14 protein-coding genes and 2 tRNA genes are annotated in these 18,415 nt (G+C 61.2%); 6 read left to right on the top strand and 10 right to left on the bottom strand.

What is annotated here, in order from left to right; genetic code table 11:
* Positions 1–134 precede the first annotated feature (134 nt).
* Entirely contained in the window at positions 135–1,910 is a 1,776-nt protein-coding gene (locus tag DP106_RS14215) for an L-lactate permease (protein ID WP_120086376.1), read from the top strand.
* A gap of 182 nt (positions 1,911–2,092) precedes the next feature.
* Here DP106_RS14215 and DP106_RS14205 read toward each other — a convergent pair whose 3' ends face one another.
* The 3 genes from DP106_RS14205 to DP106_RS14195 form a co-directional block, all read right to left on the bottom strand.
* Complete coding sequence (locus DP106_RS14205; protein ID WP_120086374.1) at positions 2,093–2,593, bottom strand: hypothetical protein; 501 nt, start codon at positions 2,591–2,593, stop codon at positions 2,093–2,095.
* Complete coding sequence (locus tag DP106_RS14200) at positions 2,590–4,278, bottom strand: Nramp family divalent metal transporter (RefSeq protein ID WP_120086372.1); 1,689 nt, start codon at positions 4,276–4,278, stop codon at positions 2,590–2,592. The genes DP106_RS14205 and DP106_RS14200 overlap by 4 nt, the downstream gene beginning before the upstream one ends.
* A 165-nt stretch (positions 4,279–4,443) precedes the next feature.
* On the bottom strand, positions 4,444–5,019 hold the full coding sequence (locus tag DP106_RS14195) for a helix-turn-helix domain-containing protein (RefSeq protein ID WP_120086370.1): 576 nt from the start codon (positions 5,017–5,019) through the stop codon (positions 4,444–4,446).
* Between the two features lie 82 nt (positions 5,020–5,101).
* Between DP106_RS14195 and DP106_RS14190 the strand changes: the two genes are divergently transcribed.
* A complete protein-coding gene (locus tag DP106_RS14190; protein ID WP_120086368.1) occupies positions 5,102–6,049 on the top strand; it encodes a D-2-hydroxyacid dehydrogenase in 948 nt (315 codons plus the stop codon).
* Positions 6,050–6,069: 20 nt separating this feature from the next.
* On the opposite strand, the gene DP106_RS14185 is transcribed toward DP106_RS14190, so the two are convergent.
* Positions 6,070–7,098 carry a type II glyceraldehyde-3-phosphate dehydrogenase gene (locus tag DP106_RS14185; protein WP_120086378.1) on the bottom strand — a complete coding sequence of 343 codons (1,029 nt, stop codon included), beginning with the start codon at positions 7,096–7,098 and terminating at the stop codon, positions 6,070–6,072.
* 338 nt (positions 7,099–7,436) lie between these two features.
* On the opposite strand from DP106_RS14185, the gene ppsA reads away from it, so the two are divergent.
* Positions 7,437–9,671 (top strand): phosphoenolpyruvate synthase, encoded by a 2,235-nt coding sequence (ppsA, locus tag DP106_RS14180; protein ID WP_120086366.1) that lies wholly within the window; start codon positions 7,437–7,439, stop codon positions 9,669–9,671.
* Between the two features lie 121 nt (positions 9,672–9,792).
* Here ppsA and DP106_RS14175 read toward each other — a convergent pair whose 3' ends face one another.
* Positions 9,793–11,583 (bottom strand): L-aspartate oxidase, encoded by a 1,791-nt coding sequence (locus DP106_RS14175; RefSeq protein ID WP_120086364.1) that lies wholly within the window; start codon positions 11,581–11,583, stop codon positions 9,793–9,795.
* Positions 11,584–11,725: 142 nt separating this feature from the next.
* Between DP106_RS14175 and DP106_RS14170 the strand changes: the two genes are divergently transcribed.
* Positions 11,726–11,799: transfer RNA gene (locus tag DP106_RS14170), tRNA-Phe, on the top strand.
* A gap of 415 nt (positions 11,800–12,214) precedes the next feature.
* On the opposite strand, the gene DP106_RS14165 is transcribed toward DP106_RS14170, so the two are convergent.
* Positions 12,215–12,952 (bottom strand): SDR family NAD(P)-dependent oxidoreductase, encoded by a 738-nt coding sequence (locus DP106_RS14165; RefSeq protein ID WP_120086362.1) that lies wholly within the window; start codon positions 12,950–12,952, stop codon positions 12,215–12,217.
* Positions 12,953–13,032: 80 nt separating this feature from the next.
* Positions 13,033–14,418: a cryptochrome/photolyase family protein gene (locus DP106_RS14160; RefSeq protein ID WP_120086360.1), complete on the bottom strand. Its 1,386-nt coding sequence runs from the start codon at positions 14,416–14,418 to the stop codon at positions 13,033–13,035.
* 187 nt (positions 14,419–14,605) lie between these two features.
* On the opposite strand from DP106_RS14160, the gene DP106_RS14155 reads away from it, so the two are divergent.
* Both DP106_RS14155 and DP106_RS14150 read left to right on the top strand, forming a co-directional pair.
* Positions 14,606–15,064, top strand: coding sequence for a hypothetical protein (locus tag DP106_RS14155; RefSeq protein WP_120086358.1), 459 nt, complete (start codon positions 14,606–14,608; stop codon positions 15,062–15,064).
* A 174-nt stretch (positions 15,065–15,238) separates the two neighbouring features.
* Positions 15,239–15,688 carry a hypothetical protein gene (locus DP106_RS14150; protein ID WP_120086356.1) on the top strand — a complete coding sequence of 150 codons (450 nt, stop codon included), beginning with the start codon at positions 15,239–15,241 and terminating at the stop codon, positions 15,686–15,688.
* Positions 15,689–15,735: 47 nt separating this feature from the next.
* On the opposite strand, the gene DP106_RS14145 is transcribed toward DP106_RS14150, so the two are convergent.
* The 3 genes from DP106_RS14145 to DP106_RS14135 all read right to left on the bottom strand — a co-directional run bounded on the left by DP106_RS14145 (position 15,736) and on the right by DP106_RS14135 (position 18,209).
* Entirely contained in the window at positions 15,736–16,383 is a 648-nt protein-coding gene (locus DP106_RS14145) for an endonuclease III domain-containing protein (RefSeq protein ID WP_240625447.1), read from the bottom strand.
* A 77-nt stretch (positions 16,384–16,460) separates the two neighbouring features.
* Complete coding sequence (locus tag DP106_RS14140) at positions 16,461–17,789, bottom strand: sodium-dependent transporter (RefSeq protein WP_120086352.1); 1,329 nt, start codon at positions 17,787–17,789, stop codon at positions 16,461–16,463.
* A 344-nt stretch (positions 17,790–18,133) separates the two neighbouring features.
* Positions 18,134–18,209 (bottom strand) — tRNA-Cys (locus tag DP106_RS14135).
* Between the last annotated feature and the right edge of the window lie 206 nt (positions 18,210–18,415).

Raw genomic sequence — 18,415 nt, 5'->3', positions numbered from 1 at the left:
CGAGTGCATATCTTCTCCAAGCAGACACTCAAACTAACCCGATGTGATCGACTGAGCATGAAAGCAGTTGACGCTCACATGGCAGACGGAAGCGTCGATGCGGGCACCCGGCGTATATTCTGGGGTGAGTGGTGATGGCTGAGCTGACGCTGGCACTGCTGGCACTCCTCCCGCTGGCAATGATTGCGGTGTTGATGGTTGGGCTCTACCAGCCTGCAACACGAACAATGCCGCTGGCGTGGGGGGTGGCGGCTGCCGCGGCCTTTATTGGCTGGCAGATGTCACCGCGGCTGATCGCCGCCGCGTCGATACGAGGCGCGCTGACAGCAACCAGGATTCTGGTGATCGTGTTTGGCGCGATCCTCCTGTTGTACACGCTGAGACAGTCCGGTGCCTTCGAGGTCATCAACGCTGGCTTTGCCTCGATCAGCGACGACCGACGCGTGCAGGTTATCCTGCTCGTCTTTCTCATGGGATCGTTCATCGAGGGTGCGGCCGGCTTCGGGACGCCCGCGGCGATCGTCGGTCCGCTGTTGGTCGGGTTGGGGTTCCCACCCTTGGCGGCGGTCGTTGTCGCGCTGACGGGCAACATTCTCGCGATCACCTTTGGCGCGGTCGGAACACCGCTGATCATCGGCCTTCGTGACGTGGTGTTTGCTGAGGGAACAAGCGCGGCACAGCAGGTGGTACAACAGGGCGGCTTCGAGAGCGTCGGCGCGTATGTTGCCCAGCTCGGAGTGTGGGCGGCGGTCATCCACGCCATCGCCGGGATCGCCATCCCGTTTATCGGCGTTGCGATGATGACCCGCTTTTTCGGCGAAGAGCGGTCGATCCAGCCGGCAGTTGAGGTGTTGCCGCTGACCCTGTTTGCGTGGGCCTCATTTGCGATCCCCTACGTCGCAACGGCGTACTTCCTTGGCCCGACGTTCCCGGCGCTGCTGGGGGCGATGGTCGGGCTGCTCGTGGTGACAACGACACTGCGGGCTGGCTACTTCATTCCCGACGATCAATGGGATTTCGGGCCGCAAAGTCAGTGGCCAGACCACTGGATCGGCAGCATTGATCCCGGCAAAGGCGTCGGCACAACGAGTGAGCCACAGGATGAAGCGGTCGCAACCGACGGCGGGACAGCGACGTTTGAGCAGTCCCATTCGCAGGACATGTCCCTTGCGACGGCTTGGATGCCGTACCTCCTTGTCGCGCTCCTGCTCGTCGTGACCCGTGTTGTCGGGCCGATCCAAAGCTTCCTCTCGACAAACGGTGTGCTGATGTGGAACAACATCCTTGGGACGCCGTTTTCGGAGGGCATCGAACTCCTCTATCTGCCCGGGAGTCTCTTTGTCCTCGTTGCGGTGATCACGTACGCACTCCACGGGATGAACACCGAGGAGATCAAGACCTCCTGGAGCGAAGCACTCCGGAATATCGCACCGGCCGTTATCGCGCTGTGGTTTGCGGTTGCGACCGTTATGATCATGCAACGGACGGGCAGCACGGTCGTCTTAGAGAGTGCTCCGACCGACGCCGGGATGCTCGGCTTGCTGTCGGAGGCGACAGCGAGTACGACAGGGACGCTGTTCCCGTTTTTCTCGGGCTTTATCGGTGCCTTTGGCGCGTTCATCGCCGGCTCGAACACGGTCAGCGATATCCTGTTTGGGCTGTTCCAGTTTCAGGCGGCCCAACAGATCGGCGCGCCGACCCAGATCGTCGTCGCCGCACAGGCGGTTGGGGGAGCGATCGGCAACCTCATTTCGATTCACAATGTGGTAGCTGCCCTCACTGTCGTCGGGCTTATCGGCGAGGAAGGGCGGGTCATCCGGCTGGAGCTGATCCCGGTACTGTACTACGGCGTCGTTACGGGTGTTCTGACGATGATTCTGGCCTACGTCGTGGTGCCGGCCGGGTTCTAACCGATCCCGGCCACCTTCGACGGATGGCCGACAGGCCACAGACGGTGCCGTCACCCCCAGCGAGCCGACGATCGAACCGTCGTCGCCAGCGGCACCTCCTGTCTCGATCAGCGTGATGATCTACTGCAACAGCCCCCAAAACACCCGATCGAACTGCTCGCCGGGAGTGACGACCGGACAGGTTAATCCCGGCTGAGCCGACCCAACAGTCGGTTAAACGCCAGGGCCAACCCATCGCGGCGCTTGACGGCAACGGGATAAGACGACAGCACCGACCGCACGGCAGCGACAAACTGGTCGATATCGACCGGGGCGTGGACGCGGACGACCGTCGTGGCACCGGTCGATGGCTCGATCGCCACCGCCACACGGCCGATCCAACCGCCGTCGTACACCCGTACGGCGTCGAGCGAGTCGTAGGCTAGCTTGGTGACGGTTTCTGCGGTTTCAAGTGCGGCTGTCAGCCCCTCGCTGGTGATCTGGTCGGCAAAAGCGGCCGCCCGGCGCGATGGCGAGCCGGCCGTGAGATCCAGCGGCGTCAGATGGCCGTACTCCACGACCAGCAGGTGTGTCGACCGGAACAACAGATCGACCAACCGCAACGGAACGGTGCCTCGCATCGTGAAATTGAGATGGACGTGGACAGCTTCCGATGCTGCGGCGGTGTGATCCGTGTCGCTCATGAGAACCACCCCCGGGCCCGGTCGGCGTCGTCGACGGTGCCAGCCGCTGCCAGCTTCGCCTGAGCCACACGGTACATAACCGCAAGCTGGATGACGCCGTAGCCGAGCCACAGGAGCCCGCCGCCGACATTGCTCCCGACGACAGTTGCCTGTGTCTCAAAGAGCTGCCACCCGAGCCGGGTTGATAGATAGATCCCTGTCAGCAGCACGCTGAAATAGCCGAAGAAGCCGGCGGCAAACCACATCGAAACGATGCGACCCCATCCCGGCATCGTATGTTCCGGCAGTCGAACCGTGTTGATCCACTGAACCACAAGGATGTAAGGCCACATCATCAGCCCCGACATCGACGCCCCGACCACCAACAGTCCAAACGGGTTGTCGACCGACAGCGGCACAAAGAGAATGACGATCCCCCACGCACAGAAGATGGTCAACAGCGTCCAAAACACCTGCGAGAGGCTCCAGCCCGCGTCCCGGCCGTATAGGTCGTAGATGATATCGGAGCTGTTCCGAACGAACGATTCGACGATGGCGTACTCGGTCGTAAAGAGGGCTAAAAACAGCAGCGCGTAGATCACGACACTGGTGAGTGGCCCGACCACGGGCACGACTTCGGCCAGCCAGATATCGACGGCTGTGCCGGTCGATCCGGCCGCATACGTGAACACAACCAGCGTAAGAATTGCCGTCACGACGACAAGCCCAAGGAAGAACGTCAGCAGGTGTTCCAGCTGTGTGACCCGCCACCAACCCCGCCAGCGGTCGAGATTGATTCGATTCGGCGGAAATGAGATCCCGTTTCGGTGTACCGTCTCGGGGTCATCACCCGCAAATGGGTTTTTGATCCGGCCCTGATAGCGGCCCATGCCGTACCCTTTTTCGCGGATCCACAGGCTCTGTGAGAGGTTGAGATAGCCACCGGCACCGGCGTAGGCCAGCGCGCCGAGCAGAATAGCCACGGTCTCGATGCGGAGCTGCTCACCGGACAGCGTCAGATTCGACGGCACCGACAGGATCGTCTCAACCGAGCCGACAAGGGCAAACAGCAGGATCGCAAAGGCGATTGAACCCGTCACAAGCAGGAGTTGAAGCTTCTCGACGATGTTGTACATCAGCGGGGCCAGCTGATAGCTGAGCCAGATGAGCACCATGAGCACGATCCCGAGCAGCCGCCAGCCAACGATTTCGGTGCCGAGGAGGTCATAGGTGCCAAGCGAGAGCCCCGCAGCACCGATCTTGGCGGCACTGGCCGCCCACCCCGGCCATCCGAGTGAGACAAACCCACCGAGCAGCAGCGCCAGCGGCACCGCTGGATGGAGCCGCTCCATCGCCCGAAAGATGCTTTCGCCCGTCGCCAGCGTCCACCGCTGGATCTCGGTGTTGACAACGAAGTGGACAAACGCTGCTAGCAAAAACAGGGCAAACAGCACCCAGCCAAAACGGGCTACCAGTGTCGGCCAAAACAGCGTCTCCCCGCTGCCCAGCGAGGCCCCGAGCATGATCGCACTCGGGCCGACGATGTATTTGAGCTTAGGCACCTTCGGAAGATCAGATCGCTTCAATCGGCCATCATCGCCCGTTTCAGGCTGGTCATCGGTCTGTGGAGCTGTCGCTAAGTTGTCGTAGGCGACCGGTGTGTATGTCGATGTGGGGTAGGTTGCGTTGGTCTGGTCAGCGTAGATATCGCTGTCCGTTACCGACGCCTCGTCGTCCGGTGACTCCGGCTATGTCCTATCCATCTGCGAGGGGCCTCCGTTTAGACGTCAGCGGCGGCGTCACGCTGCGGGCAGCGGGGAGGTCGATCCGAACAGGCTGGCCACGTATGTGAACGCGCATGCTCGTCGGAGCTATCCTTTCCCAAAGTGCCAGATGCGGTCTCGGTGCAACTCGACATCGATGTTAGGAAGATCGGCCAGTTCGGGTTCGATCATCGCCCACCAGTTGTCAGCCGTTTCACAGCCGACGGGGTTCTCGGGGAACACGTCCGTCAGAACGTCCGTTTTCGTTGCTTCGGGGTTGGCTTTGACATAGTCGTAGGCCGCTCGGAGCGCCGCCCGACGCTCCCGAAGAACCGTTCCCGAACCGGGGAGCTCGGCAGCGGCGATCTGTGTCTCGACCGCCGGATCCCGTTGTGGGGCTATCTCCGATGCCGTGTGATCCGTGGAGTGGGGCATCGGAATCCACCAGACGCGGCTCCGAGCGCCGACCTTCCGGGTTTCGAGTGCCCCCGTCTCAACCAGCTCACCGAGCTTGTTGTGTGCGGTGCGACGGGAACAGCCGACAGCGTCCATCACGTCGCTCGCGGTCAACGGCTTGGCTTGATCCGACCGTTGGTCAAACACAGCAAGGATATCCGCCAGAGTGAACTGCGTCTGCTGGGTGGTGGCTGGTTGTCCCCCTGAGCTATCTGGTGGTTTTCCCATATACGATGCTAGTACACACCTGTGTAATAGTTTTTTATTATTGCTCAGGGATTTTTATGCGAGAGGCAGATAAAAGCCGGGTGTGCCATCGATAGATATCGCTGTTTTGGATCAGACGATTCACGGGATGTCGGCACGGGAGTATCGTGACACACTTGCTGAGCGAGTCCCGTCACAGACGGTCAAGCTGGTCGCCACACCGAGTGAGTATGCGGAGCGGCTCCCTGAAGCTCGGATCATCACAGGCTTTGAGATCGACGCCGAGACGGTGGATCAGGCGTCGAATCTTGAGCTGTTTGCGTGTACCTTTGCCGGGACAGACCACCTGCCGCTCGATGCATTCGCCGCCAACGACGTGCAGGTGACAAACGCCTCCGGTGTCCACGGGCCGAACGCCGCCGAACAGGTGCTTGCCTACGTGCTGTCGTTTGCGCGCGGGCTCGATCACGGCTGGGCGCAATCTCAGGCGGGCACATGGAGCCACTACCAGGCCGATGAGCTATACGAATCGACGGTCACCGTCGTCGGGATGGGGTCGATCGGCGGGGCGATCATCGACCGGTTCGGGCCGTTTGGCGTCGAACTCATCGGGGTTCGCAACTCACCGTCGAAGGGTGGTGCTGCCGATGAGGTCGTCGGGATCGAACAGGTTCCCGAGGTGCTCCCCCGCACGGATTACCTGGTGCTTGCGTGTCCCTTGACTGAGCAGACCGCACAGCTGGTCGACGAGACGGCGCTTGAACGGCTGCCGCCGGGTAGCGTCGTTGTCAACATCGCACGGGGGAAGGTCGTCGATACCGACGCGCTGTGTACCGCACTCCAGACCAACGAACTGCGCGGGGCGGCCCTCGATGTGACCGATCCGGAGCCGCTGCCGGACGGCCACCCGCTGTGGAGCCACGACAACTGTCTGATCACGCCACACAACGCCGGCCACACCCCACGCTACTGGGAGCGGATGACGGACATTATCGCCGAGAATCTCGATCGACTGGAGACGGACGAACCGCTTCGGAATCTCGCACCCTAACCCCGGCGACCGCCGGCGGGTTATGCCAGCGACCCGGTGAGGCCGACGCCGAGGGCATCGTTGGTTATCTGTCGGCTTGTCTCAGCGTCATCGGCCGCGGCGAGTGCGCGGATCGCATCGATATTTTCCGGGATCACATCGGCCTGCTGGTGGATGGCCTGTAGCAGCGAGAGGGATCGACCATCGACAGCGATCGATTCCGACCAGACGCAGTTTTCCCACACATCACCGCGGTGTCGATCCTGGTCGTAGGCCGATTCCCGGAGATCCGCACAGGTGTCCTGTCCGTAGGCACTCATGACGAGCTCGATCCGGCGCTCCTCGCGCAGACAGTCATGAACGGCGTCGACACTCGGCGCAGACGCCAGACACACTGTCAGGCTGTGGACGTGCATCAGCGTCGCCGGCACGGTCACCCCCTTGGTCATCACATCGATAGATGGGAGTACAGTTTGAAGATCAGCCGCGTGGTGGGAAGGAACCGTCACCGGATCGGGAACAATGTCGTTGATCGGCCCACGGTTCGACTGGGTTGGATCACCGCCACGGCGGATCAACGTGCAGTCGACCGACGCGACCCCGAACTGCTCGTCGAGCGGTGAGATGAGGCGGGCAAGCCCCGTCGTGTTACAGGAGACAACTCGGGTTGCCGCCTGCCCGACCGTCTCCGCGTAGTTGGCTCGGGCACAGAAGCTTGTGGGTGCCACAGTCGACGCCTCACCGCCCTGAAACACAACCGCCGTGTCGGTCTGGGCGTATTGTTCGGCGTTGTCCGCGCCGACGCCGGCGGGTGTCGCATCAACGATGATGTCGCTCTCAGCGATCAGCGCCGTTGTGCTGCCCGTAAGCGAGATATCACAGCTACCGCCTGAGTCGTCGGCCGCGGTGTCAGGGACATAGAGGTCGAAGCCGCGGTCAACTGCCGCCGCCGCCTCGTGATCCAGTGAGCGTTTGCTCACACCGACGACAGTCATATCAGGCTGTGCGTCGACGGCGGCCGCAACCCGTTTGCCGATTGTTCCATAGCCGTTGATGCCAACGTGGATCATCGACATGCGGTGTAACCCCGTGTTGAAGCCGGCTGCAACCGTTGTTTCCTGTCGGTTTGGTTGCGTGTTGCGTCGGATGGCTGACGCTGTCGATCCTGCTGTTGTGACGCCTCGATAGTGGGCATCAACTGCAGCTACTCAGGTCGAGAATAAAACCCTGCGCTGACTCGAATCCAAGTTAACTTTTCGCCGTTTTTCGGCTAAAGATATGAAATATGAATATTCAAGATAAAATATATTGATCTTCAATATTAGCAGCTACGTTATACACGTGCGTTTCAGGTCGTGATAGCCGGGGTTACGCCAGTTTTAACTATAGGGTCTACGACAAATATAGTATGTCGCACGTTCTGCGGCTGACGAATCAGAAAACTGATCGTTCAATCGCGGGCGGCAAAGCGATGTCGCTGCATGAACTTCACCAGACCGGTGCCGACGTGCCAAACGGGTTTACGGTGACAACACAGTCATACCGAGATCACTTAGAAAAGATCGCGCTGGGTGACGTTGATACGTATCTCTCGACCGGTGATCTCGGCGCGAAAGCGGCCGAGCTCCGAGAAGAGATCTTAGAGACGGCTGTCCCGGCGGCGGTTTCCGAGCAGATCCTCCAGATCTACGACCATGAGTTTGCCGACGGCGACCGGGTTGCCGTCCGCTCGTCGGCCACAGCAGAGGATATGGAAGAGGCGTCGTTTGCGGGCCAACAGGACACCTATCTGAACGTCCGGCGTGAGGAGCTGATCGAACGGGTCAAGGAGTGTTGGGCATCGCTGTTCACTAAGCGAGCGTGCGTCTACAGGGAACGGAACGATATCTCCCATGCGGACGCTGAGATGGCTGTTGTTGTCCAACAGATGGTCGATGCGACGGTCAGTGGCGTGCTGTTTACGAGCGATCCCGTCAGCGGCGACGATGAGATGACCATCGAGTCCGCCTGGGGGCTTGGTGAAGGGGTCGTCGCCGGTGAGGTCACGCCGGATCGGTTCGTTGTTGACGGCGAGACAGGCGAAGTGTTGACAACGGATCTGTCGACAAAGCGGCAGCAGTACACCTGGAGCGGTGACGACACGGAGCTGATCGGGGTTCCGGAGGAAAAACAGGAGTCCAGAACGCTGACCGACGAGCAGATACAGACCCTCTGGACGACAGCCCAGGAGATCACCGGCTACTTTGGGGAGCCACAGGACATCGAGTGGGCGATCGACAACGGCAAGCTCTATATCCTCCAGTCACGGCCGATCACGTCGATCACCAGCAGCGCGACAGCTGACACCGACACCGGTGTCATCGTTGAAGGGCTCGGCGCAAGCCCAGGAACCGCCGCCGGCACGGTGCGGCGCATCGATCAGATCGACGAGACAGACCGGATCACCGGCGGTGACATCCTCGTGACGGGCGTCACGACCCCGGATATGGTGCCGGCCATGCAGCGGGCGGCTGCGGTTGTGACCGACGAGGGCGGGATGACGAGTCACGCGGCGATCGTCTCACGGGAACTCGGTGTGCCGTCAGTCGTCGGCGCAACTGACGCGACTGAGATACTGAGTGATGGACAGGAGGTGACCGTCGACGGCGACAAAGGCGTTGTCACAGCGGGCGTAGACGATGAGACCGCCCCAGAGCCGGCGGATGATCTGGAGGAGTTGCGGCCAAAAACCCCGGTCACACCGATGACCGCGACGGATATCAAGGTCAACGTCTCGCTCCCGCAGGCCGCCGAGCGAGGGGCTGCAACGGGTGCTGATGGGGTCGGGCTGCTCCGGCTTGAACACCTGATCTTGGGGCTCGAACAGACCCCAACACACTATATCGAAGAGCACGGCGAAAACGCGTTTGTCAACGAGCTCGTCGAGGGGATTCAGACGGTTGCCGACGAGTTTTACGCCAGGCCTGTCCGGATCCGGACGCTGGACGCCCCGACCGACGAGTTCCGCAAGCTCAAAGGCGGGGAGTCGGAGCCAATCGAGGACAACCCAATGCTCGGCCACCGCGGGATCAGGCGGTCGCTGGCGACAGAGACCGTCTTCAGATATCAGCTCGAAGCGTTCCAGCGGCTGCGGGAGGTCGGGTATGACAACGTCGAGATCATGTTTCCGCTGGTTAACGATGCCGACGATGTCGATACGATCATGGAGATCATGGCGGATGTGGGCATCGACACGGACAAAACACGGTGGGGCGTGATGATCGAGACCCCGGCAGCCGCGCTGCAGGTGGAGTCGATCACCGATCGCCCGGTCGATTTTGTCTCCTTTGGCACCAACGATCTGACGCAGTATACCCTCGCTGTCGACCGGAACAACGAGCGGGTCTCCGACCGGTTTGACGAAACCCACGACGCGGTGCTGACGCTGATCACGGATGTTATCGAGGTCTGTCGCGCCAAGAATGTCGATACGAGCATCTGTGGTGAGGCGGCATCCAAGCCGACGATGATCCGACAGCTGATCGAGTCGGGTGTCACCTCTCTCAGCGTGAATATCGATGCGGTTCGGGACACCCAACACGAGGTGAAACGCCGGGAGCAGCGGCTACTGCTCGATTCGGCACTCGAGAATCGATCAGCGTAACGAAACTGGCCGACGGATAGCCGGATAACATCGACCCTATTCTATTCGTTTCGGCTGTGGACGGTAACACGAAGACGCGATCTGTGTTACACACCGCGTGGCCGACCAAGACGGTCGGCAGTTACTCCAGTTGATGGTAGTCGAGTTCGTGCCCCTCGTCGAGGGCTGCTTGGACGGCCTCACTCGGCGTTCCGACCGGCTCAGTGTGCGTCGTCATCCCGCCGACATCGGCCTGCTCGTAGTAGATGTTGTGCTGCCATGTCTCGTCGACCTCCGGGTGATCCGTCCGGTAGTGGGCCCCACGTGACTCAGCCCGTTGTTTCGCGCCGCGGAGGACGGCCTCAGCAGCGGTCAGCATGAACCCAACGTCGACAGCGAACTCGAAGGATTCGCTGGTCAGCGAGCCGGTGTCCATGTCGCTTGCCTGCTGTCGCACCGTGTCAAGTTTGTCAAGGCCGGCGTCCAACTGCGACTCCTCGCGGAGGAGCCCGGCATGCTCCCACATGAGTTCCTGGAGTGCTTCGAAAACGGTTGTGACCGCGTACTCGCCGTCGCTGTTCGCCGTCGCAGCAAGGTCGGTGAACTGCGGCTCAACGACTGTTTCGCGGAGATCATCGGGGACGGTTCCCGGGCCGTCGACCCGGTCGGCGATGCGGTCGCCGGCGACGACGCCGTAGGCGACAGTTTCGGCCAGCGAGTTCCCACCGAGGCGGTTGGCCCCGTGGACGCCGGCCATCGTCTCGCCGATGGCGAACAGACCGTCAACATCGGTTTCGCCGTGGGCGTCGACGGCGACGCCACCCATTCCGTAGTGGGAGGTTGGCGCGACTTCGACCGCTTCCTCGGCCATATCGACGCCGAGCTCTTGGAACCGCTCGTACATCCGCGGGAGTCGATCCTGAATGAAGTCGGCCTCGCGGTGGGAGATATCGAGATAGACACCGCCGTTGTCGGTGCCGCGGCCCTCGGCGACCTCCTCGGCGATAGCACGGGCGACGACATCGCGGGCGTCGAGTTCCATCTGATCCGGCGAGTAGCGTTCCATGAACCGCTCGCCCTCGCTGTTGAACAGCCGCCCGCCCTCGCCGCGAACCGCCTCGGTGACAAGCCGGCCGCTCCAGGGCTCCCACTCGGGGTCGGACTCGTCGACGGCCATCCCGGTCGGGTGGAACTGGACGAACTCCATGTCCATCAGCTCGGCGCCGGCGTCGTAGGCCAGCGCCGGGCCGTCGCCGTTGTTCTCGTCGTCCCGGGAGGTGTGACGGTTGTAGATCGCCGCGTAGCCACCGGCGGCCAGCACGACGCTGCCGGCGTTGAACATGACGAACTCGCCGGAATCCATATCGAAGCCGACTGCGCCGTAGATCTCGTCGCCGTCGCTGACGAGCTTGGTGATCATGACGTTCTCGCGGTAGGGGATCTCAAGCTCTTGGGCGCGGTCGACTAACGTGTTCAGGAGTGACTCACCGGTGTGATCGCCGGCGAAAGCCGTCCGGCGGAACGACTGCGCGCCGAAGTATCGCTGGTTGATCTCGCCGTCGTCGGTGCGGGAGAAATCCATCCCCCAGTCGTCGAGCTCTCGAAGCCGGTCGGGCATCTGCTCGGCGACCGTCTCGACCTTGTCGGGATCGTTGAGGAAGTGGCCCTCATCGAGGGTGTCGGCGGCATGGATCGCCCATGAGTCCTCGGGGTCAAGCGTCCCGAGGGCACCGTTGATTCCGCCGCGGGCCCACGTGGTGTGGGCATCGCCGTGGCCGCGCTTGCCAAGGACAAGGGTGTCGTCGATGCCCTGTTCGGCCAACTCGATGGCCGCCCGCGCGCCGGCCGCGCCCGCGCCGATGACGAGTACCGAGACATCAACCTCGGTGTAGGCTGGTGCAGCATCGGTCGTTGCTGTGGAAGACTGGCTCACAATGTGTCTAAGTGCTGTAGCTACTTGAGGGATTCGCGCGCATGCGCGCTCGCACGCGACGGCAGGTCAACACAGTTGCGACACAACCGGGTGCTGTCTTTCGAAATTCTTTTTACTGCAATCCCCATCGCTTGGAGTGCGCGCCGCCTTAGCTCAGACTGGGAGAGCACTCGACTGAAGATCGAGCTGTCCCCCGTTCAAATCGGGGAGGCGGCATCCCACGTTTTACTTCGTCGGGTTCCCTCGCGAGCCGATGGCTCGCTGCGGAAACCACTCCTCGTAAAACCTGGACTAAAACTGCCAGCCGCTCCCTGCGGTCGCGGCCGGCGAAACCACGGCTCGCTTCGCTCGCCGTGGTATGCTGGTGGTATCCGTTTTCTCACCGATTTCCCGGTTACGCTTCGCGCAGCGCAGCAAGCACGTTGTCGGCTGTGCCGACGTAGACGCTGGCATCGGCGACTGTCAGCGGCCCAACGAGCGTCGCGCCGATCTTAGAGGCCCGCTGCTCGTCGTCGGTGACCGTATCGAACGCATAGCGGTTGTTGTCCTGGCTTGTGACGGATACCGTCTCGTCGACGACGACCGCTACGATCGCTGGTCAGTCGCCACCAGCGATGCGCCCTGTGGTCTCTTAGACCTCTGGGAGCCGCCCGCCGTCGACCGCGATATTCTGGCCGCTGATGTAGCCGCTGCCATCGCCGAGGAAAAACAGCAGCGGCGCGGCCAGATCATCGAACGAGGCCGGCCGGCCCTGCGGATACGATGATACATCCGACACGGTGTTTTCGACGGCGAACGGTGAGATCGCGTTGACGGTCACGCCGTCATCCTGCGTATCATTAGCCAGCATCCGTGTAAACATGAGCACCCCAGTTTTGCCGACGAAATACGGGAAGTTCACCGGGTGGGCGTGGCGTCGATCACAGTCGGCAAACCCGATGTTGACGATCCGGCCCCACCCCGATTCACGCATCCCGTCGAGTGCCCGACGGGAACACAACACGGTTCCATAGAAGGTGCTCTCGACGGTATCACGCCACGTATCCCACTCGATGTCCTCCCAGTGGCGGGCGTCGAAGTTACCGACATTGTTGACGAGGATATCGACGCTTCCGAGGTCGGCCTCAACGGTGTCGAACAGCTCGTCGACCGCCTGTGGGTCGGTGATATCCCCACTGACGGTCGTGGCATCGACGCCGTACTCACGGGCGTTGGCTGCCGTTGTCTCGGCCGCGTCGACGCTCGTGTTGTAGTGGACGGCAACGTCTGCGCCAGCGGCAGCCAGCGTCAACAACAGCTCGCGGCCAACACGCTGTGCGCTCCCTGTCACGAGTGCTGTTCGACCGTCAAGATCTGGTACCAACTGCATGGCTGTGGTTGCACCCCCAATGGCTTGAACCTGCGGCGGTCGCTGGACGGTGTCAAATCACCGCTGGCGACACCGGTCGCCTATCGCTTGCCCAACGCCGTCTCGAAGGTTTCCTGTGCTCGTTCGTAGCCGTGGTTTCGATCGACGATCGGGTCGGCGTACTCGGGGGCCAGCCGGTTGCGTTCGTCGGCCGACAGCGTCGGCCAGTCGATGATCTTGTCGGCGGGAACATCCCGCAGTTCGGGCACGTATTCCGTGATGTACGTCGCGCCATCGTCGTACTTGCTGGCCTGACTTACCGGATCGAAGATGCGCACGTCGACCGAATCCGTGCCCGTCGAGGCGGTCCACTGCCAGCCACCGCTGTTTGAGGCGTAGTCGTGATCGATCAACTGTCGACGGAAATGCCGGGCACCCTCACGCCAGTCGATCAGCAGATGTTTCGTGAGAAATGAGGCGACAACCTGTCGCGGGCGGTTGTGAATATACCCCTCGCGGTCGAGTTGCCGCATCCCGGCGTCGACGAGTGGGTAGCCGGTTTCGCCGGCCGTCCACGCGTCGAGATCGGCCTCGTCGTTGCGCCACGCGATCTCGTTTGGGAAGTCGACGTAGTTTGTTCGACCCAGATTGGGGTTGTGGTACAGAAGGTGGTAGTTCTGCTCGCGCCACGACAGTTCATACCGGTATTTGTCGACGTTGCGACGCTCCTGCCCGCTGACAGCACTGTAGACGTCCGACGCGCCGGCCCACACCTCACGGATCCCGATCATACCGGACGCCAAATACGGCGACAGCCGCGAGACAGCCGTGGTTGGCTCGGTAACGACCTTCGGCAGGTCGTCGCGGGTGTCGTTGTAGCTGAGAATCCCGGTATCGAGAAAGTCATCGAACCGTTCGCGTGCAGCCTCGTAGCCCGCGGCTGGCAGCTCGATATCGACATCCGGAATTGGGACGGTTTTGCCATCCTGTATACCGAGTAGGTTCGTCTCGTCGGGCTCGTCGTACGGCGTCGCTTTCGGTGCTGCCTCCCAATCGTTGTGGAACTGGCTGTGGTTGGGATACGACGAATCAAGTTGCCCCGGATCGACCAAGACGAGATCCGTTCGGCGGTCGGTGCTGATCCCTGCGGCGGTGAGTTCGTCGTCGACGCGCTGTTGGGCTTGTCGGCGTGATGGCCGGTAGTGTTCGTTGTAGTAGACCGACTCGGCGTCGTGCTCGTCACAAAGTGAGGCGAGTACCTCGGCCGAGTCGCCAGCCCGGACGATCAGATCGCTTCCCAACTCTCGGTACCGTGCTTTCAGCTTGCGAACCCCACGCATCATCAACGCTCGTTGTCGACGGCCAACGTGTTCCAGAACGTCGGTGTCGTAGACGTAAACCGGAAGGAGCGTGTCATCCCGTGCGGCGACCGCAAGCCCAAGATTGTCTCGTGTTCGGAGATCGCGCTGATGCCAGAATAAACGCATACGATACAATGGGGCTGCATTGATGAATGTGCTTCGGACTGTGATATCAGGTAGCACGCAACATGAACACGCCGACTACGATCTGCTGGTGGGTGTACTCGATCCCTATGCCGAGACCGTGTCACAAATCGGCTACGTAGGCTGCTTGTAGTGATCGGTATTTAGGCCAGACACGCCACCATCCGATATGGATCTAGACCGCTACACCACCGCCCAGCCACCGGACGACGCACCGGCAGACGCACGGGTCTGTGTCGTTGCCGCGCAGTCCGACACCTTCGACCGGTGCCGAGCAGGGTTCTATCCCGCCCCGGCGTCGTACCCACGGACTGACGCGGATTTCGAGTATATGGCCTTCTACCGTACAGCCCCTGTCTCAAGCCTTACCCACTACGCGCGTGTCACCGACCGGGTGTCACAGACCCGCGGCAACCCCGGCCCGATGAGCACCGACGACTGGGCCGCGCTGATCGACCCCTTCGCCGACACCGACCGCGTCGTCGTCTTGGAGCTCGATACGCTGGTACCATTGGCTGAACCCGTCCCCAACGACACGAACGGTGTCCGGGGTGCGTGGTACTGCACCATCGGCGATCTTCGCGCCGCCACGACCCTCTCAGAGCTCGCTGACCGCGCTGAGACCTGAGGAAAACGGTACCTGCCAGGATAGCGGGCCAGTCTCGTGTCGGTTCAGTAGCAACACGCAGTTTGAACGTCTCGATAACAGGGCTGAAACGCCTGGCCACCCCGAGGCTATTCGCTCGGGTGCGGTGTCCACCCGACCACTTACCTTGCCGGCGGGCAACTAGACGGATACCCGATGGAACCAAACACGGCACCATCACGCGGCGACAGGCCCGACTGCCAAGACTGTCGTGCGGCCTTAGAATCCGGTGGGCGACAGGCGATCTCGTTTCTTCTTGTGGAAACACTCACCGTGCCGGTCGTTGGCTGTGATGCCCATCTTGAGGAGTTTCGGGCGATCTGCGAGCTCACAACCGAGGACAGCGCGGAGCTGCTAGGCCACCTGCCGGCCGGCGGGATTCAGTGTCCGGCCTGTCGCAATCACGAACAGGGCGGCGGCATGCCACTCATCTTTGTCGAAGCCGGCGCGGTTGGGGTCTTGGCGTGTGAGCGACACGCTACAGCGGTGATCGAGTGTTACCAATCAGGGCTGCAGGCACGACAGCAGTTGGGCGCAAACGGGCCCCGTGGTGGCAGTATCCACAACACCGGCGAGATCGAACTGCCAGATCTCGACGACAGCTAACCCAAAGCGAAAGACAGGAAACACCGAGGTGGGGGCCGACACCACGCTCAACAAGACGCACACTCACAGTAGCGCTCACAGACTGGATTATCGCAGCGAGGGTTTTGTGCCGAACAGTAGTTCTTGCCGTGCGTGATCAACAACACGTGCAGGCTGTATTTGATGTCGTCCGGAATCAGCTGATTCAGTACCTCGTGTGCTTGGTCGGCCGTCGTCGACTCCTCGATCAGACCGAACCGGGTCGCCAATCGCTCGATGTGGGTATCAACTGCGAAGGTTGGCTTCTCAAAGTGGAAGTTCAACACCACGTTAGCGGTCTTCGAGCCGACGCCTTTGATATCGGTGAGCCATGTCTGGGCGGCCTCAGTGTCCATCGCGTCGAGAAACGCCAGTGTGTACTCGCCGCCGGTTTCCTCCCGGATCGCCGCCAGCGACCGCTGGATGCGCGTCGCCTTCTGGTTCATCAACCCAACCTCCGAGATCACCTCGGCCAGTTCGTCGTGGTCAGCCGTCTCCATCGCCCGATAGTCGGGATACGCCGCAAACAGTTCCTTGGAGGCGCGAGATGTCTGTACGTCGGTAACATTCTGAGAGAGGATCGTCGTGAGTAGCTGCCGGACACCATCCTCGCTGTATGTCTTGTTTGGTCGCCCGTGAAGCTCGATCAGATCGCGGTGCAGTTGCCGAATATCCATACCCTGTATCAGCGCTACGGCGGTAATTGCATATCGGTCACACATGTTGCCGGTTAGGGGTTAGCCAACAGGGATGATCAGAGAAGACTGGTTTGGATCGTCTGGATCACGTCGGCGATATTCTGAGACAATACGTATGAGAGCACCACAACAACCGGTACCCGAAGCACCCAGATCCAAAGCTTCGGAACGAACTGCGGGGCGGTGAGTCCCTTACTGAACTCTGTGACCGCGTCGGTGGCATACACCCACCCGGCAAAGAGTGCTAACAGTAATCCACCAAGCAACAGGAGCACGTTGTTTGCAATGGCGTCGTAGACGGTGAGATACTGGAGATCAAACGCCGTAGGGAGGCCGACAACAAAGATGCCAGCCACCGAGCCGGTGGTTGCAGTCGAGCGCGCAATTCCGGTGGTGTCGATTATAAACGAGACGATCACCTCAAGAATACTGAACGCGCTTGTCAGGGCCGCCAACAGGAGGATGACAAAGAAGACGGTGCCGACGAGTCGACCGCCGGGAAGCGTTGTGAACGCGCCAGCCAAGCTGACGAACGTCGCGCCGATCCCACCGTCCCCTGGAGCGATGCCTTGGGCGAAAAACACCGGGAACACGATCAGCCCAGCGAGAACGGCGATACAGGTGTCAGCCAGCATAATCACGAACCCATCACGGAGCAGGCTTCGATCCTCATCGAGATACGAACCGTAGGTGATCATCACACCCACCCCGGTCGAGAGCGTGAAAAACGCCTGACCGGCCGCAGCCGGCAGGATCGCAAGCGCGTCGCTACGCAAGGTCGCAAGATTCGGCGAAAGATAGTATGCATACCCCTCGGCAGCACCCGGAAGCGTTGCGGCATACACCGCTAAAAACAGCATGAGCCCAACCACACTCGGTACCAGCAGCTTTGCGGCCCGCTCAAGCCCGTCGCGAACGCCGAAGCCGACAACACCAGCGACAAGCAGAATAAACAGCAGATCAAAACCGGCAGTGTTCAGCCCGCTTGAAACCTGTCCGAAGTAGGCCTCCGCGCCACCGGTGTACGCGCCGGTGATGCTTCCGAGGATATACTGGATGACCCAGCCGCCGACGACACTATAGTACGAGAGGATGATGAATCCGGTGATCGACCCGATCACCCCGATCGCCTTCCAGTTGCCGTAGCCGATCGCCGGGAAGGCGTCGACGACATTTTGTTTTGATTCACGACCGATAACAAACTCGACGAGCATCACTGGCAGCCCGATAAACGCAACGAGCAGAAGGTAGACAACGAGGAATGCGGCCCCGCCCGACTCGGCGGTGATAAACGGAAACCGCCAGATATTGCCCAGTCCCACCGCGCTGCCGATCGCGGCAAGGATGAATCCAAGCCGCGTTGCCCATGTCTCACGAGAGCCCATACGGGTGGCTGTCACCGGTGGTTAATACGTTGCGTGCATCGATGTCGTATAGGGAACGCAGTCTGAACCGACGACGCCGGATCACGCGCACGTGTAGACGACAGAGGTGGGATGTTGTCTTACTGTGGTGCCCAAAGGTTGAGACAGCTGGTTGTCGTAGGTGTGAATCAGCGATGGCTGCGTTGTGACACTACTGTCTTCGGCTAACGGCGGCAGTAGCAACAACAGGCCGCAAAGAGTCGAACGAAGCCAAGGGTCGGATTTGAACCGGAGTGACTTCGCGTTGCTCGTCACAGGGTTCAAATCGGTATGGCTTCCGCGGCTCACGTATGTTCGCAGCAGGAAGCCAAGGGTCGGATTTGAACCGACGATGGGCGGCTCTGCAGGCCGCTGCGTTAGGCCGGACTCTGCCACCTTGGCGCGTGCTGTAATCTCTCCGAGAGTCGCTTAAGCCTAGCGGTTAGCCCGCCTGCATGGGCTGGCAGCGACAGCTTTTGGGTTCAATACTACTCGTTCTACCCAGTCACGATCGCGAGGGCTACCGCTACCCGGTCGAAATGTGTCGACGAGCCATGGGAGTGACTCGCCATGGTGAATGAACCTATGAATGGGTGGCGGCGAACCAC

The organism is Halonotius pteroides (genome assembly GCF_003605635.1).
Lineage (GTDB): Archaea > Halobacteriota > Halobacteria > Halobacteriales > Haloferacaceae > Halonotius > Halonotius pteroides.
Note: the sequence above shows the minus strand (reverse complement) of the source record. Positions and strands in the feature narration are given on the sequence as shown.